The organism is Pseudoalteromonas sp. OFAV1 (assembly GCF_021532595.1).
Taxonomy (GTDB): Bacteria; Pseudomonadota; Gammaproteobacteria; order Enterobacterales; family Alteromonadaceae; genus Pseudoalteromonas; species Pseudoalteromonas lipolytica_C.
In genome coordinates this window covers 43,105-55,789 of record NZ_JAKGBG010000033.1, presented here as the reverse complement: position 1 = coordinate 55,789, position 12,685 = coordinate 43,105, and the positions used below count along the sequence as shown (strand labels likewise).

The following is a 12,685-nucleotide window of genomic DNA, read 5'->3' as shown; positions in this document are numbered from 1 at the left end:
GGGAATGGAGCAGGAATAAAGAAAGAACAAGTATAAACTGGCTATTTAATGTTGAATCAGCTCGTGAAAAACTTGAGAGGGCTTATGGTGCCCTCAACTAGTCAGAACTTGTGTGATGAAGTACTAGTTCGTAATCGGTAGCCGTTATCTCAAACAGCTCCGCGTTATGCTTTTGCGCTATGTGATCTGCTAAAACCCCAGTATTCCCAGAGCGAGAAAAAACCACGACGGCTGTTTTGGCATCAAGCGTGATGTTCGGCTCCGCATTGTGTAGACGTAAGCTGTTTTTAGCATGCTGTGATTTTTCGGTTTGTGTGACCCAAATGGCAAGAGATAAAAGCCCTAATACGACGACTGCGAGTATTATAAATAGCCATTTAATCATTCGTTAACTCCTAAAATCACACATTCAAATCAACAACAAAAGTAAGTTAGGCCAAGCATGATGCCTAACTTCTTTGCTTTATGCATGCTCAGCTTACAAGTGCCTTTTTATAAATGCTTGGTTAAAAAAGGCAGTATTTGCTGCATCGCTAACGCAACTGGTTCAGGCTTATCGTACAGGTCATAGTGCGACCAATCTTCTAGTTCAACGAGTTGTCTGTCTTTTGATGCAAATGATTTTCCGTAAATTTCTTTACCGTCACGGTATGCACCAAATGCCCCTACTTTTTGACCAATTACAGCCATCATAGGTTGAGTCATTAATGTTTCGGCAAACGCGAAAGCATCCCAAGTGAGGGTTTTTTGTGCATGAGAAAATAACATACGTGTTGCGCCACCTTCGCTTTGACCACGCGGTGTTTTGTAGTAATCAGTCGCTTCGAAAACATCACGTTCAGTCAGGCCATTGTCGCGGGCAAACTCAATGCTTGGTGGGAGTAATTCGTTAACTTGTAAATCACCACCAAGTGCTTCAGCAGTTCGTTGTGCCGCCATCGCTTCAAGTGCGCCAAGCGGGTTAAACTCGGTGAATGCTTCTCTAAATAAACGACCTAAATTAACTGGCGTAATGCCGATAACGGCTTTTACGCGTTTTTCAGTCAGTGCAGAGTTAAATACATAAGCACCCCCACCACATACCCCAATGCTGCCAATGCGCTCGTTATCGACATAAGGGAGTGTCACTGCATAATCAATAACATGGCTAATATCTTCAACGCGTTGTGATGGGTTTTCAATAAAGCGAGGTGTACCGCCAGATTGACCTTGATAGCTGGCATCGAAGGCAATAACCACATAACCTGCTTCAGCAAGTGCTTTACCATAAACACTACTTGAGGTCTGTTCTTTACAGCTACCAAATGGGTGAACACTGATCATGGTTGGGTAGGTTTTTGACTCATCAAAATTAGCAGGCGTTAAAACAAGTGCTGAGATTTCCCACGCCATATCGTGGTTTTGAATACTAACTTTTTGAATGTTCATGTTTGCTCCTAAATGCTTTTAGTAATGAGCCCTGTTCGGGCTCATACAGATCAATAATTACAGGTTGCTTGTAAAGAAAGGGGCTAATACGCTGATTGCTTCAGTGATTTCACTTTCGCCATCGTATAGGTCCATGTGGTTTGCACCTTCAACGATGTACATGTTTTTGCTGCTAGATGCAGCACGTGCCATTAGGTCATCGCTCATCCACTTGCTACCCGCAATGCTGCCGACGACGGTCAGTAATGGTTGCGTTAAAAATGCTTCAGCTTTAAAGAATGCATCATAAGTGATGATTTGATTTAAGCTGCGTGCAGTCGCAAAACCCGGTGCAGTGCAATAAGCGGCGCGGTCTGTGTGATAGTATTCCCACGCTTGGCGGAGCTCTTCGTTTGGTGCATCTTCTTCTTTAAGTGGTGCCATTGGGATAGTTGCAATGTCGTTACCACTAGCATCCGATGTGCGAGAATCAGAGCCAGCTTGGATATATGGGATAGCGTCGCTGTCTTTTACATTGTTATCCCAGCCATTACGGAACATTTGACCAATATTTACCATGCTTACCGTGCCAACTGCTTTAATACGGCGATCGTTAATTGCAGCATTTGCGGTGTAACCTGCCCCCGCACAGATACCCATTGCGCCAATGCGATAATTATCTACATAAGGTAAGGTCGTTAAGTAATCGATTACTGCACTCACATCCTCGGTACGAACATGTGGGTTTTCAAGTTGGCGTGGTTCACCAGTGCTTTCACCTTGGTAAGATGCGTCGTACGCAATAGCGACAAAACCTTGCTCAGCTAGTTTACGTGCGTAAGTCCCTGCTGTTTGCTCTTTAACACCACCACCTGGGTGCGATACGACAACGGCTGGGTAGGTTTTCGTTTCATCAAAATCAGCTGGTAAATTTAATAAGCCAGCGATAGTAATATCTAAACCGTTAGTGTTTGGAAAAGTAACTTTGTTCATGAGCGTAAATCCTCTTTGGGTTAATAAGTAAGGACAGAGACTATTCTCGATTGCAGAGCTCTTTGCTTTGCGTCCTTGATTGAGATTAAGTATAGAAGTTGGCTGAAACGAATTTTTGCCTAAAATGACAAGGTGTTTGTCTAAAATGCCGAAAAAGCTCTATGAGAGGCAATCAGAAAATGACCAGAATAGGCTAAGGATTTACTTAATCGCATGAAATGGTAAGGTTTGCAGGGTCTTTATAATACTTGCTCTACAACGTGGTACTGACGAATTTGTATATCTAAAATCGAAATACCGCTTGCTTTATAAGTATAAGGCTCACAATTTGGCTGTTATTGCCTATTTTTATTGCTGCAAGCCAATTGATAGGCAGTTGCTGTGCTCATCGGTTAGACCAATTACAAACAGGTTCATTTCGCCAAGCGCTTAGTGAATATCAAATAAGATGATGTCTGTTAAGGGAGTGGCCAGTAGGCAACCGCCATTGTGACCTTTAATTGCCGATACATAACCTGCTTGGCGCAGTAACGCCATAGTACGGCGCACGACCAAAGGGTTGGTCATTAACATGCTTGCTAATGTCTCTGATGTGACAGGTCGGCTGTCTTTTCTCATCTTAAATCGTCAACATACGTTTTTTGCAATGTATCACGAACTGCTTAATATTAACTGTTTGAATTATCAAGCTAACGCTCACTAAGCCAATTCCAAGCCAGCCAATTTGCTGAAATTGCTCATTTAAAATCACAATAGCCAGTATGGTGGCGATAATCGGCTCAAGTAAAGTAATGAGTACGGCTTGGCTGGCCGCGATGGTTTTTAAGCCAATACTAAATAGCCAATAACCTAAAAACATCGGTACTATGGCCATGTACAGCGCCACGCTGGTATTGGTAACTGAGGTAAAAAGCGCATCGCCAGTGATCAATAACGAAGGCAAAAGCACACATGCTGCGCCGCCAAATAGGCTTGCCATAGTCGCTCTTGAATGAACGCCGTTGCTAATTAAACGTTTGGCAACCCATGAATAACCTGCATAGGTAAGCCCTGCAATTAAGCCAAGTAAAATGCCGATGTTTTGGCTAAATAGACCCTTAGCAGCAAGGTTATGTTCTTTGCCTAACGCGATAAAGCCAATACCAATAGCACCAAAGCAAAAGCTGACTAGCCAGCGAGTTGCAATGGGCTTTTTCTCAATAAAGTATTCCAATAAGACGGTAAATAAAGGGGCGCTGGCAATCGAAACAACAGTGCCAATAGCCACACCAGCGCTATTCATCGAGGTATAAAATGCCAGCGGATAAATAGCAACACAGGCTGAACCTAGTAGGGTTAGGCTGTAGTGCTTACGTAGTGTACTCGCATTGTTTATTAGCTGTTTTAGTGAGGTTAAACAAAGTAATACGCCGCCAAATCCCATCGCAAACGCACCTATTGCAAAAGGGCTGATGTCTGGTGCAAAGCTTGCGGCCGTGCCTGTTGTACCCCAAAACACACTGGCAACTAAAACGGCAATGGTCGCGATGGTATGGTTCATTGATGATTCGCTTTAAATTTAAGATATCAAAAGCATAATCAAAATTGATGCACAATTTTTGACAAAAAGGACGGTTTTGTTGGCGTTAAAAACTAAAGTTACTTTTTGAATTTACTTGGTGATAAACCAAAGTACTTTGAAAAACTGCGGCTAAAAGATGAAAGCTCATTGTAACCAACTAACTCACTAATGCGCTGTAACGGGTAGTCGGTATGACTCAGCAAGGCTTGGGCTTTTTCCATTCGCTGTTTGGTTACATAGTTCATGACAGTCAATCCTGTTTGTTGCTTAAACAGCTGCTTAAATTGCGTTGGGCTTAAACAGGCAATGCTGGCAAGGTGTTTGATTTGAAGAGGAGTGCCTAAGTGACTATCAATATAAAGCAGGGCCTCGCTAATACGGCTGTCGACCTTAGGCTGCATAATTTGCTCAGCTAACAGCAAATTGAAGGTGTTAAACATGGCAAGTTCTAATTCACGATTAACCGCTTGCTCAAGTTGCTTTGCCACAAACTGCAAAAATGCCCAAAGTGATTGATTAATAGCAAACACGCGGCGCTCAGCAGTGGCCAGGTTATCCGGTAGCGTTGACATATCAGCCACCACAAATCGTGCCTCTGGCATTGCGGTAAACAGGTGTGTTTGCGAGGCTTTGACAACCACGCATTCACCGGGGGCGACCTTACCTTGAAAATCACCCACACTAATAGCAATCACACCTTTTAAGGGCAGTACAAGTTGATGATAGTCATGGCTATGACTAACAGGCTTAGTACTGTAAGAACGAATAGATAGATTGCCTTGCATCATTTTGTGATAACCGTTTGCTGAATAACGCTATTATGCCTTTTTGCGAGGGATGATCAATTTTAGGCCATTAACGGGGTTAGCACATGCTCGTAGGCAATCATTAGTGCGACATAAACCAACAAAATAGCCATCAGCTTATTAAACATGTTAAAAACACCCGGCCGTGATACTTGCTTGCCAAGCATTAAGCCCGCTAACGAGTAACTTGTAGGAGCACCAAAAGCAAGTATGGCTAAAATAAGAGACCAAAATACGATTGCAGCGCCGGTAATATCTGCGCTTGGGAACTGAATCGTAGCAATTGGCAAAGTGGCCACCAAGGCTTTTGGATTTAATAGCTGCATAAACAGGCCATCGATAAAGCTAAGTGAGGCATCCGCTGAGGTATCACTCACCTGTACTTTTGCTTTTGCGACCTTCCAAGCAATATACAAAATATAGCCGCAACCAATTAAGCTCACATAAGGCAAAAACTGCGGGTTGATCACTTGTAAGCCAAGGTAGCCAAGCAGCACAAATAAGATAAACATCGCGCTACCCACGCCGATAAAAAACCCAAGGTGTGAACGTGTTTGTTTATTTAAGCCACTGCTTAAACCGAGTAAATTGATTGGCCCAGGGGTGTACATAATGCCAATAGCATATGCAAAAATATCTGCCATAACAGCTCCAAATCAGTAATTTAGCTCTATCTACGAGCCCATTGCAGTTGAAATTGTTTTGGTGTCATACCGAATACTCGTTTGAAGTTACGATTGAGGTGACTGGCATCTGCAAAGCCAGATTCAACCGCTACGCTGGTGGCATCGCGGCCAACTTGTAACGCTCTACGGGTATAATTAATACGACAGTTCAAAACATATTGATGTGGAGTAATACCGAAGTGCTCGCGAAAGCGGCGGATAAAATGATACTTCGACATAGTGGCAGCATGGGCAATGTCATCAATAGAAATGTCATTGTCGATATTTGCCAAAATGTAGTCTTTTGCGCGCAGTAGTAAGCTATCAACACGGGTGTTTAAAGTTGGCAAATCAAGGCTGCCGTTGAGCCTGACTAAAGACTGCGCCATTTGCAATAGCGCAGCTTCTCGCTCTATTTTGCTGGTGCTATTGGTTTGTAAAAGCCTCGATAAGTTAATCACTTGATTACGCAGTAATGGATCAGCATACAAGGTGTTTGCCATACGTAATGTGCAATCTTCCTTATACCCAAGCGCTTTGAACAACGGCTGAAATTCATCGGGATGAATGTACAGCATTAGATACTCTAGGTTTTGCTCAGTGCCAGAGTGACCATCGTGAATATCTTCAGGATTAAACAAAATGACATTGCCAGGTAAGCTTTTATAAAACGCATTACGACAAAAGAAATCTTGCCGTCCCTGTAGAGTAATGCCAATTGAATACTCTTCGTGAGCATGCTTTGCATAGGTAAAATCACTCATAGTCGCAGTCAACATCGAGATGCTTTGATGCTGTTCGTTGTTAATGTACTTAAAGTGATTGTCTTTGCTCACAGATGCTCCTGAAAGTTGTGCGCTTCGTTATTATTCCTACGCCAATATAGCGAAGCAGGCAACCTAAAAACTTGAACAAAATTGCTGGTATTGAATAAAAGAGATTTATTTTTGCCTAATTAACAGCGAATAACGGTAAAAAGCAGTGATGCTTTTAATTGTTTTTCAGTTACCTAGATAAACTAATGCTCAGACTTTTCTTATTTTTTAATTCAGCGTGAATGTTTTTATCCCTAACTTGGGTCTTTTAAATAAGCAGTAAAGTGGGGTTTAAATGAATTTACGTACAGCAAATAATTTAGTGGTTGCACTTATCACCATCAGTTTTTCGTTATTGGGTTTGTCTTTTATCTTGGGAGCAAACCCCAATGCCATTGGCAGTATCTTTTCATTTTATAAATTAGACGCTCAGGTGCCAGCTCACATCATGAGTATGATCGCAGGCTTTGCATTTTGCTTTGTTGGCATTACCAGTCTTCATTCACATTTAGGGTTTATAAATAGGGCGCTTCCTACCATTACTGCATTTGCTATATCACTGCTCTGTTTGATTACGCTGTTTGGCGCTAATCGTTGGCTTGCAAGTGAAGGAGGCTTTCCTGTAATTGGGTCGGGGCAGGGGATCATTAAGTATTTTGCTGTTATTCCACTGTTTATATTTGTGTTTTACAAGGATGCTTTAACTGATAAAGCGCATATTGCTCTGAATTATGCATCGGTGGCATTAGTGCTGGTTTGGATTGGCGCCATGAAGTTTTTTGCTTTTGAAGCGAAGGGAATTGTGAGCCTTGTAGAAACATCGCCGTTTATGTCGTGGTTGTATCAGGTTTTTAGTGTGCAGGGTGCGTCGAATGTTATTGGCGTGTTTGATATTGTCAGTGTGCTGTTGCTTTGTGTTGGCTTGTTAATTAAGAACAACAAACTAATAGTGTTAGCTGGGCTTGCCTGCAGTGCTGTTTTTATCATGACACAAACATTTTTAATTACCGCACCGAATGCGCTTAGCAGTACAACCGTTTTAGCAGGACTTGGTCAATTTGTGATTAAAGATCTGTGGTTTATTGCAAACTTAGTGATTATTTATCACTTAGCTGTAATCAATAATACAGCCAACGAAACAGTCGCATAAAATAAAAAAGGCCTCAGAAGAGGCCTTTTAAATGATCACTAAACAACTACAACGGCTTTTTGCTTTTGAACTTTAGAAAACTCAAGCGCATCGTTGAGATTGTTAAATTCAAAGTCTGTAGGTTCTTCAACATTTAAAGTACCCGACGCAATGTCATTAAGGAGCTTTTCGCCATCACTTACAAGACGTTGCCATTGCTGTGTATCACCATAATCATGTAATGCACCAAGGGCAATTTCATGATAAGAAATAGTGCGTGTGAATGGCTCATCGACTGGGGTTTCAATACGCCCTAAAATACTGATCACATGACCATTTGCTTGTAGGAGTGGCACTAACCTTTTAGCTTCTTCAGGGCCGTTAGCATCAAAGAGTGCAAAGTAGCCACCCTTAGAAGGCGCGTCGCGTAATACTAACTTAACGCCAAGCTTTTCTGCTTGCTCTGCCGTTAAGCTTTTTGATAATGCATGAACTTCAAAGCCACTGTGGTTCAGCATTTGCGTCAGCAGTTTATTAACAGCTCCCATGCCGGTAACTAATACTTTTTCGCCTTTGCGTAGTGGTATTTTGCTAAAGGCTTGCCACGCAGTAAGCAGTGGGCAAGGCAATGCAGCAGCAACATTAGCAGCTAACTCTTTTGGTACCTGCATAACACGTTCAGCATAAAGCACCGAGTGCTTAGCAAAGCTGCCGTTTTCACTCAAGCTGTGATGATAAGCGACGGTTTTACCAATTAGTTTGCTATCTACGCCATCGCCAACTTGCTCAACAACCCCAGCACCGTCTACGCCTGGCGTGTGTGCATCTGGCCAATTAATAGGATTGGCTTGGATAAACTTCCAATCAACTGGATTGATACCAACCGCAAGGTTGCGGACTAAAATTTGCCCTGCTTTAAGTGCTGGTACACCTTTTAATCCCAAAGCGAGTGCTTTATCAGCCCCTTGAAATTGCCAAGCGTGAGTTGTTTTTACTTGATCATGATCCCAGTTAGGAGCAAAATCCGGGTTCGCTTGCCTGTCGCCGCAGCTAAGGGCATCAATTTGATTAATCTCGTCTTGGCTTAAGCTAAGCGAAAGGGCTTTTAAGTTGGTAGCCATATTTTCGCGTTTGGTCGATGACGGTATCGTCACCATGTCATGCGCTAATTCCCAAGCAATGACCACTTCAGCAGTGCTTACTTGGTGTTTGTTTGCAATCGCTTTAATGGTTGGATCTTTAAGTACTTTACCTACCGCAAATGGCATATAGCCGGTAACGAGAATGTCGTTTTGCGTACAAAAATCACGTACCTTTTGGTTGGTTAGGTAGGGGTGTACTTCTACTTGATTGGTAAATAACGCGCCTTTTGGCAAAATACTTAAGGCTTCTTCCATTTGTGCAATGGTAAAGTTTGAAACACCAATTTCTTTAGTCAAACCAAGCTCTTTTGCTGATTGTAATTCGGTTAAATACTCATCCATGCTCTCGCCATTAGCAGGGCTTGGCCAATGAATAAGCAGTAAGTCGACGTAATCTAGTTGCAGTTTAGTCAGGCTCTCTTTGACGCTGTTAATAAAGTCCGTTTTATTTAACTTATCATTCCATACTTTGGTGGTAATAAATAACTCACCACGTGCAACACCACTGTCTTTAATCGCTCGGCCAACAGCTTCTTCGTTACCGTAAATTTGCGCGGTGTCGATGTGTCTAAAGCCCTCTTCAAGAGCTGTTAGCACACTTTGATATGCAACTTCGTCTTGTAATCTAAATGTACCAAAACCCAGTTTTGGTATAATTGATTGTGACATCATAACTCCTTAATTATGGAACGTGGGCAAAACATGTTCGCCGATGTGCTTTAATACCCATTCGATGGGTAATTCGTTACGTCTAAAGTGCAGGCCAATGTGATTCACACCGGCATTTTTCATTGCCTTTAGTTATGACATGAGTCCGTTAATGCTTGTTTCAACCCCTAAGAAGGGATGATTGAATAGCGATATTATTGCTAGGAAAGTCTTTACGAAAAACAGCAGGGATAACAAAACACCTTTGTCGTTTTTGCAAAGGTGTTTTAATCGTTATGAATTAGCTTCTTCTTTTGAAAGGGTAAAGTATGCGCGAGTGACTGGGTAGGCAATTTGTGAAATCATTGCTGTGCCCCAAAGTAAGTTGCCAATGAGCGAAGGCACATGGGGTAAAATGGGAATGGTAACTAAAGCGAGTATAACGCCAAACATTCTTACTTTAGCTGTTGCAAAACGATGGGCTACGCGGTGTTCGATCATTAACTGGATCCACAATAAACTCAATAAGTAGCCTGCTAACCCTACACAGCCAATGACACCATATTTAAGTGGGTAAGGTTGCCAAAACCCAGCTTTCACTTCGCCGGCGAGTGCAACGCCAACCATAACTGCACATAACATTAAAAATAGGTGTGCTAACCACCAACTTACGAGTGTCCATTTATGCTGATTTTTAGGTTTACCATTGCCAACAAAGTCAAAGTAAATCCAGCATTGCACAAATACTGCAATACCGCCAAACATAAAGTTAGCTAGTACAGAGGGGTCGACTTTATAAATTCCTTTTTCTGATAAAGTAATCACCAATTTAAAGAAACCTTCGCCTACGACAATGAGCAGTAAAAGGGCAAAGCGCTCAGACATATGCCCAAGGCGTGGTAAAAAACGTTTATTTTCAAGTACACCAATTTTTGGAGCCATATATAAAACTTGGATAGCGGCAATCGCAGTGCCAAATACCCAATAACGATAGGGTGCAGGCATAAAAGCTGTGGTCGCAAAGATAATGGCAAGAGCAAAGTAGTTACGGCTCACAGTGCGTGCTAATTTTGTTGATTCGATCCCCAATTGATTGGTGCGATGAAATAAATACGCTGTAATAAGTCGGTTTGCGGCATAGGCCAATGCAAAATATGTCCAGCCTTTGTCAAGTACATGGGGAATAGAGGCTGCCATAACCATGGCGGTGACAATTTGGCAGGCCATGATCAGCCGATGTTTTACATCGGTACTGACATAGAGTGAGTTAAAAACGCTGGAGTCAGCCCACGCGAACCATACGGTGATGAATAAACCTGCAAAAGTAAGAAAACCACTTAAATGTAAGTGGTCGCTTAAAAAATTACCTAGCAGAAAAATGATTACCACATGGATAAGGTCATAAAATAATTCAACCCAATGAACATGGTCATGTGAACTTTTTAAATCTAGGTGATGCTTAGGTAAGCGCCACATTGGGTGGTTTTCTAATGCCATAATTGATCCTACCTATTTCCTTTCGACAATAATTGCAGTGATGGTGGTTTCACCCTCATTTTTGACTTGATGAGTCCATGCGTCATGCCACATCACATAGCCATTGGGGATCTCAAGTGTTGTTTGTGACCCTTTTGTACTGATGGTCGCCTTACCACCTGTCTCAAAATAGACAGTTTCAGCATTATGCTTATGCCAATTATCTTGCTCACCTGGTGCTAAAGTCATACGCAAAACAAGTACTTCACTGTTATCTAGCAATACTTCATAGTGATTAGGTGAAGCAATATGTGCATGGGGGAGTTGTGCTGAAAAGGCATGTGGTGAGCACATCATTATGCTCACCAAGCCAATCAGCAAAGTTGTAAATTTGCTCATGGCTACTCTCTATTTATGCATACCGCGAATTGGGTAGTTATTTTTTGGATCGCGTATCCAGTTAAGTCCACTTACCAAGGTTGCTAAATCAGGTCTTACAAATGGGTTATTAGAATAATCAACCACATGTACATTACCTTGCTCGTTAACCACAAACAGTGCAGGCTCTGCGAAAGGGTGATCTGTTTCTTGCGGTGAACGGGGATCAGATATGTAAGTACCTAATGCTTGCATTTGCTCTGTAGTCAAACCGTAAGCAAGTGGAAATGACACAGATAACTGTTCTAAATGCGCTTCTAACTGCTCTTTGCTATCACCTGAAACAGCAATTACATCAACACCCGTTTCTAATAGCGCAGCTTTGTACTGCTCGAGGCTATTTAAATAGCGAGTACATAAAGGGCAATGCTTACCACGATAAACAACAACAAGCTGCCAGCTTGCACCGTGTTGAGGTTGACCAAGAACAGCCTCTTCACCATTCAATAGTGCAGCACTAATACTAGGAAAAGCACTGCCCGGATGAAGTTTATTGCTATAAATAGATTCGTTACTCATGAGTGCTCCTTAAAAGTTCTCGTTTAAGTGTTTTTCAAAGCGCGCAAAGTCGCTGTCGATGTCTGCATTTTTCATCACGTCATAACAGGCGAAAGTAGGTAACGCTTGCATACCGAAAAACTTAAAGTTCATATGCATTGGGAAAACAAGGTCATCAACACTTTTACCTTCAAAAAAGTCAGTGGCATCTGCAAATGATTCTGCAGGTGCATTTAAAGTCAGCGACATCATATATTGAGTGTTATTTAAGGTTCCGCCTTTACCGTAATTGGCTTTTGGATTGTCTTGATGACGACCATCACCATGGCAAAGCGCTCCACCCATGCCCGCGGTGTACACTTCATCCATGTATTTTTTGAATGACCAAGTCATGCCCATCCAATTAATAGGTGATTGCAAAAAGACGATATCTGCCCATTGATGGTTCTCAAGTTCAGTTTCTACATCAAATTCGTCTTGTGTATTAACCACCCGAGTTTGATAGCCTTTTGCTTGAAAAAAAGCGTCGGCTTTTTCGATTAAAGCAGCATTTAACTTACCTTCAGAAAAAGGGTAATAGTGATGTGCGTTAAGAATTAATACGTTTTTCATAGTTGAGTATCCGTTTGCTAGTTACTTTATCGTGTTCAAAATACATTCTGTGGTATATAATAGTAACCTAGATTATTTAATCAACCAGTTACCTTTTTGTAACTAGGCTGAAAAATGCGAGGATGTTTTGGAAAGTTCAGTAGAAACAGATAGTAAGGGTAGAAAAAAAGTTTTAAATGCTTGCATGGAGCCGTGTGCTATTGAAAAAGGCATGCGTTTGATTGGCGGTAAATGGACGGGCTCTATTATCTATCATTTAAAAGATGGCCCTGTGCGCTTTAATGATTTAACGCGCATGCTGGGTGGTGCAAGTAAAAAAATGATCGACCAACGTCTAAAAGAGCTTGAAAGTAGAGCGATGATCACCCGTCATGTTATTAGTACGCGTCCGATAGCGGTGACCTATGAGCTTACTGACTTTGGCCGCTCAGCACTGCATATTCTTGATGAGTTACGGGTTTGGTCTGAATCGAATGAGATTTAACGCCAGTACTT

The 12,685-nt window shown here is 42.0% G+C and carries 15 protein-coding genes and 1 pseudogene; 2 read left to right on the top strand and 14 right to left on the bottom strand.

What is annotated here, in order from left to right:
• Window positions 1–97: 97 nt before the first annotated feature.
• The 8 genes from L1267_RS16495 to L1267_RS16460 all read right to left on the bottom strand — a co-directional run bounded on the left by L1267_RS16495 (window position 98) and on the right by L1267_RS16460 (window position 6,268).
• Window positions 98–385: a hypothetical protein gene (locus tag L1267_RS16495; RefSeq protein ID WP_235383469.1), complete on the bottom strand. Its 288-nt coding sequence runs from the start codon at window positions 383–385 to the stop codon at window positions 98–100.
• Between the two features lie 107 nt (window positions 386–492).
• Window positions 493–1,428, bottom strand: a complete 936-nt coding sequence (locus L1267_RS16490; protein WP_235383468.1) for an alpha/beta hydrolase — start codon at window positions 1,426–1,428, stop codon at window positions 493–495.
• Window positions 1,429–1,485: 57 nt separating this feature from the next.
• Complete coding sequence (locus tag L1267_RS16485; RefSeq protein ID WP_235383467.1) at window positions 1,486–2,400, bottom strand: alpha/beta hydrolase; 915 nt, start codon at window positions 2,398–2,400, stop codon at window positions 1,486–1,488.
• A gap of 429 nt (window positions 2,401–2,829) precedes the next feature.
• Window positions 2,830–3,018 carry an Rrf2 family transcriptional regulator gene (locus L1267_RS16480; protein ID WP_235383466.1) on the bottom strand — a complete coding sequence of 63 codons (189 nt, stop codon included), beginning with the start codon at window positions 3,016–3,018 and terminating at the stop codon, window positions 2,830–2,832.
• 1 nt (window position 3,019) lies between these two features.
• Window positions 3,020–3,940 carry a DMT family transporter gene (locus L1267_RS16475; RefSeq protein ID WP_235383465.1) on the bottom strand — a complete coding sequence of 307 codons (921 nt, stop codon included), beginning with the start codon at window positions 3,938–3,940 and terminating at the stop codon, window positions 3,020–3,022.
• A gap of 98 nt (window positions 3,941–4,038) precedes the next feature.
• Window positions 4,039–4,749, bottom strand: coding sequence for an AraC family transcriptional regulator (locus tag L1267_RS16470; protein WP_328248035.1), 711 nt, complete (start codon window positions 4,747–4,749; stop codon window positions 4,039–4,041).
• 59 nt (window positions 4,750–4,808) lie between these two features.
• Complete coding sequence (locus L1267_RS16465) at window positions 4,809–5,411, bottom strand: LysE family translocator (protein WP_235383464.1); 603 nt, start codon at window positions 5,409–5,411, stop codon at window positions 4,809–4,811.
• A 26-nt stretch (window positions 5,412–5,437) separates the two neighbouring features.
• Window positions 5,438–6,268 carry an AraC family transcriptional regulator gene (locus L1267_RS16460; RefSeq protein ID WP_235383463.1) on the bottom strand — a complete coding sequence of 277 codons (831 nt, stop codon included), beginning with the start codon at window positions 6,266–6,268 and terminating at the stop codon, window positions 5,438–5,440.
• Window positions 6,269–6,542: 274 nt separating this feature from the next.
• Between L1267_RS16460 and L1267_RS16455 the strand changes: the two genes are divergently transcribed.
• Window positions 6,543–7,397: a DUF417 family protein gene (locus tag L1267_RS16455; RefSeq protein ID WP_235383462.1), complete on the top strand. Its 855-nt coding sequence runs from the start codon at window positions 6,543–6,545 to the stop codon at window positions 7,395–7,397.
• Between the two features lie 38 nt (window positions 7,398–7,435).
• Here L1267_RS16455 and L1267_RS16450 read toward each other — a convergent pair whose 3' ends face one another.
• The 6 genes and pseudogenes from L1267_RS16450 to L1267_RS16425 form a co-directional block, all read right to left on the bottom strand.
• Window positions 7,436–8,320, bottom strand: coding sequence for an alcohol dehydrogenase catalytic domain-containing protein (locus L1267_RS16450; protein ID WP_235383471.1), 885 nt, complete (start codon window positions 8,318–8,320; stop codon window positions 7,436–7,438).
• Window positions 8,321–8,380: 60 nt separating this feature from the next.
• Window positions 8,381–9,187 (bottom strand): annotated as a pseudogene (gene dkgB / locus L1267_RS16445) (2,5-didehydrogluconate reductase DkgB); the annotation flags it as partial.
• A gap of 273 nt (window positions 9,188–9,460) precedes the next feature.
• On the bottom strand, window positions 9,461–10,663 hold the full coding sequence (locus L1267_RS16440) for a low temperature requirement protein A (protein WP_235383461.1): 1,203 nt from the start codon (window positions 10,661–10,663) through the stop codon (window positions 9,461–9,463).
• A 12-nt stretch (window positions 10,664–10,675) separates the two neighbouring features.
• Window positions 10,676–11,041, bottom strand: coding sequence for a hypothetical protein (locus L1267_RS16435; RefSeq protein ID WP_235383460.1), 366 nt, complete (start codon window positions 11,039–11,041; stop codon window positions 10,676–10,678).
• A 9-nt stretch (window positions 11,042–11,050) separates the two neighbouring features.
• Window positions 11,051–11,599 carry a redoxin domain-containing protein gene (locus tag L1267_RS16430; protein WP_062565842.1) on the bottom strand — a complete coding sequence of 183 codons (549 nt, stop codon included), beginning with the start codon at window positions 11,597–11,599 and terminating at the stop codon, window positions 11,051–11,053.
• A gap of 9 nt (window positions 11,600–11,608) precedes the next feature.
• Window positions 11,609–12,190, bottom strand: a complete 582-nt coding sequence (locus L1267_RS16425; protein ID WP_235383459.1) for an NAD(P)H-dependent oxidoreductase — start codon at window positions 12,188–12,190, stop codon at window positions 11,609–11,611.
• Between the two features lie 127 nt (window positions 12,191–12,317).
• On the opposite strand from L1267_RS16425, the gene L1267_RS16420 reads away from it, so the two are divergent.
• Window positions 12,318–12,674, top strand: coding sequence for a winged helix-turn-helix transcriptional regulator (locus tag L1267_RS16420; RefSeq protein WP_054553546.1), 357 nt, complete (start codon window positions 12,318–12,320; stop codon window positions 12,672–12,674).
• Window positions 12,675–12,685: the final 11 nt, after the last annotated feature.

What these genes read in the sequence shown, in the direction of transcription:
- L1267_RS16435 (WP_235383460.1), bottom strand. Translation starts at nt 11,041, where the DNA reads ATGAGCAAATTTACAACTTTGCTGATTGGCTTGGTGAGCATAATGATG.
- L1267_RS16430 (WP_062565842.1), bottom strand. Translation starts at nt 11,599, where the DNA reads ATGAGTAACGAATCTATTTATAGCAATAAACTTCATCCGGGCAGTGCT.
- L1267_RS16440 (WP_235383461.1), bottom strand. Translation starts at nt 10,663, where the DNA reads ATGGCATTAGAAAACCACCCAATGTGGCGCTTACCTAAGCATCACCTA.
- L1267_RS16470 (WP_328248035.1), bottom strand. Translation starts at nt 4,749, where the DNA reads ATGATGCAAGGCAATCTATCTATTCGTTCTTACAGTACTAAGCCTGTT.
- L1267_RS16425 (WP_235383459.1), bottom strand. Translation starts at nt 12,190, where the DNA reads ATGAAAAACGTATTAATTCTTAACGCACATCACTATTACCCTTTTTCT.
- L1267_RS16475 (WP_235383465.1), bottom strand. Translation starts at nt 3,940, where the DNA reads ATGAACCATACCATCGCGACCATTGCCGTTTTAGTTGCCAGTGTGTTT.
- L1267_RS16455 (WP_235383462.1), top strand. Translation starts at nt 6,543, where the DNA reads ATGAATTTACGTACAGCAAATAATTTAGTGGTTGCACTTATCACCATC.
- L1267_RS16490 (WP_235383468.1), bottom strand. Translation starts at nt 1,428, where the DNA reads ATGAACATTCAAAAAGTTAGTATTCAAAACCACGATATGGCGTGGGAA.
- L1267_RS16495 (WP_235383469.1), bottom strand. Translation starts at nt 385, where the DNA reads ATGATTAAATGGCTATTTATAATACTCGCAGTCGTCGTATTAGGGCTT.
- L1267_RS16465 (WP_235383464.1), bottom strand. Translation starts at nt 5,411, where the DNA reads ATGGCAGATATTTTTGCATATGCTATTGGCATTATGTACACCCCTGGG.
- L1267_RS16485 (WP_235383467.1), bottom strand. Translation starts at nt 2,400, where the DNA reads ATGAACAAAGTTACTTTTCCAAACACTAACGGTTTAGATATTACTATC.
- L1267_RS16480 (WP_235383466.1), bottom strand. Translation starts at nt 3,018, where the DNA reads ATGAGAAAAGACAGCCGACCTGTCACATCAGAGACATTAGCAAGCATG.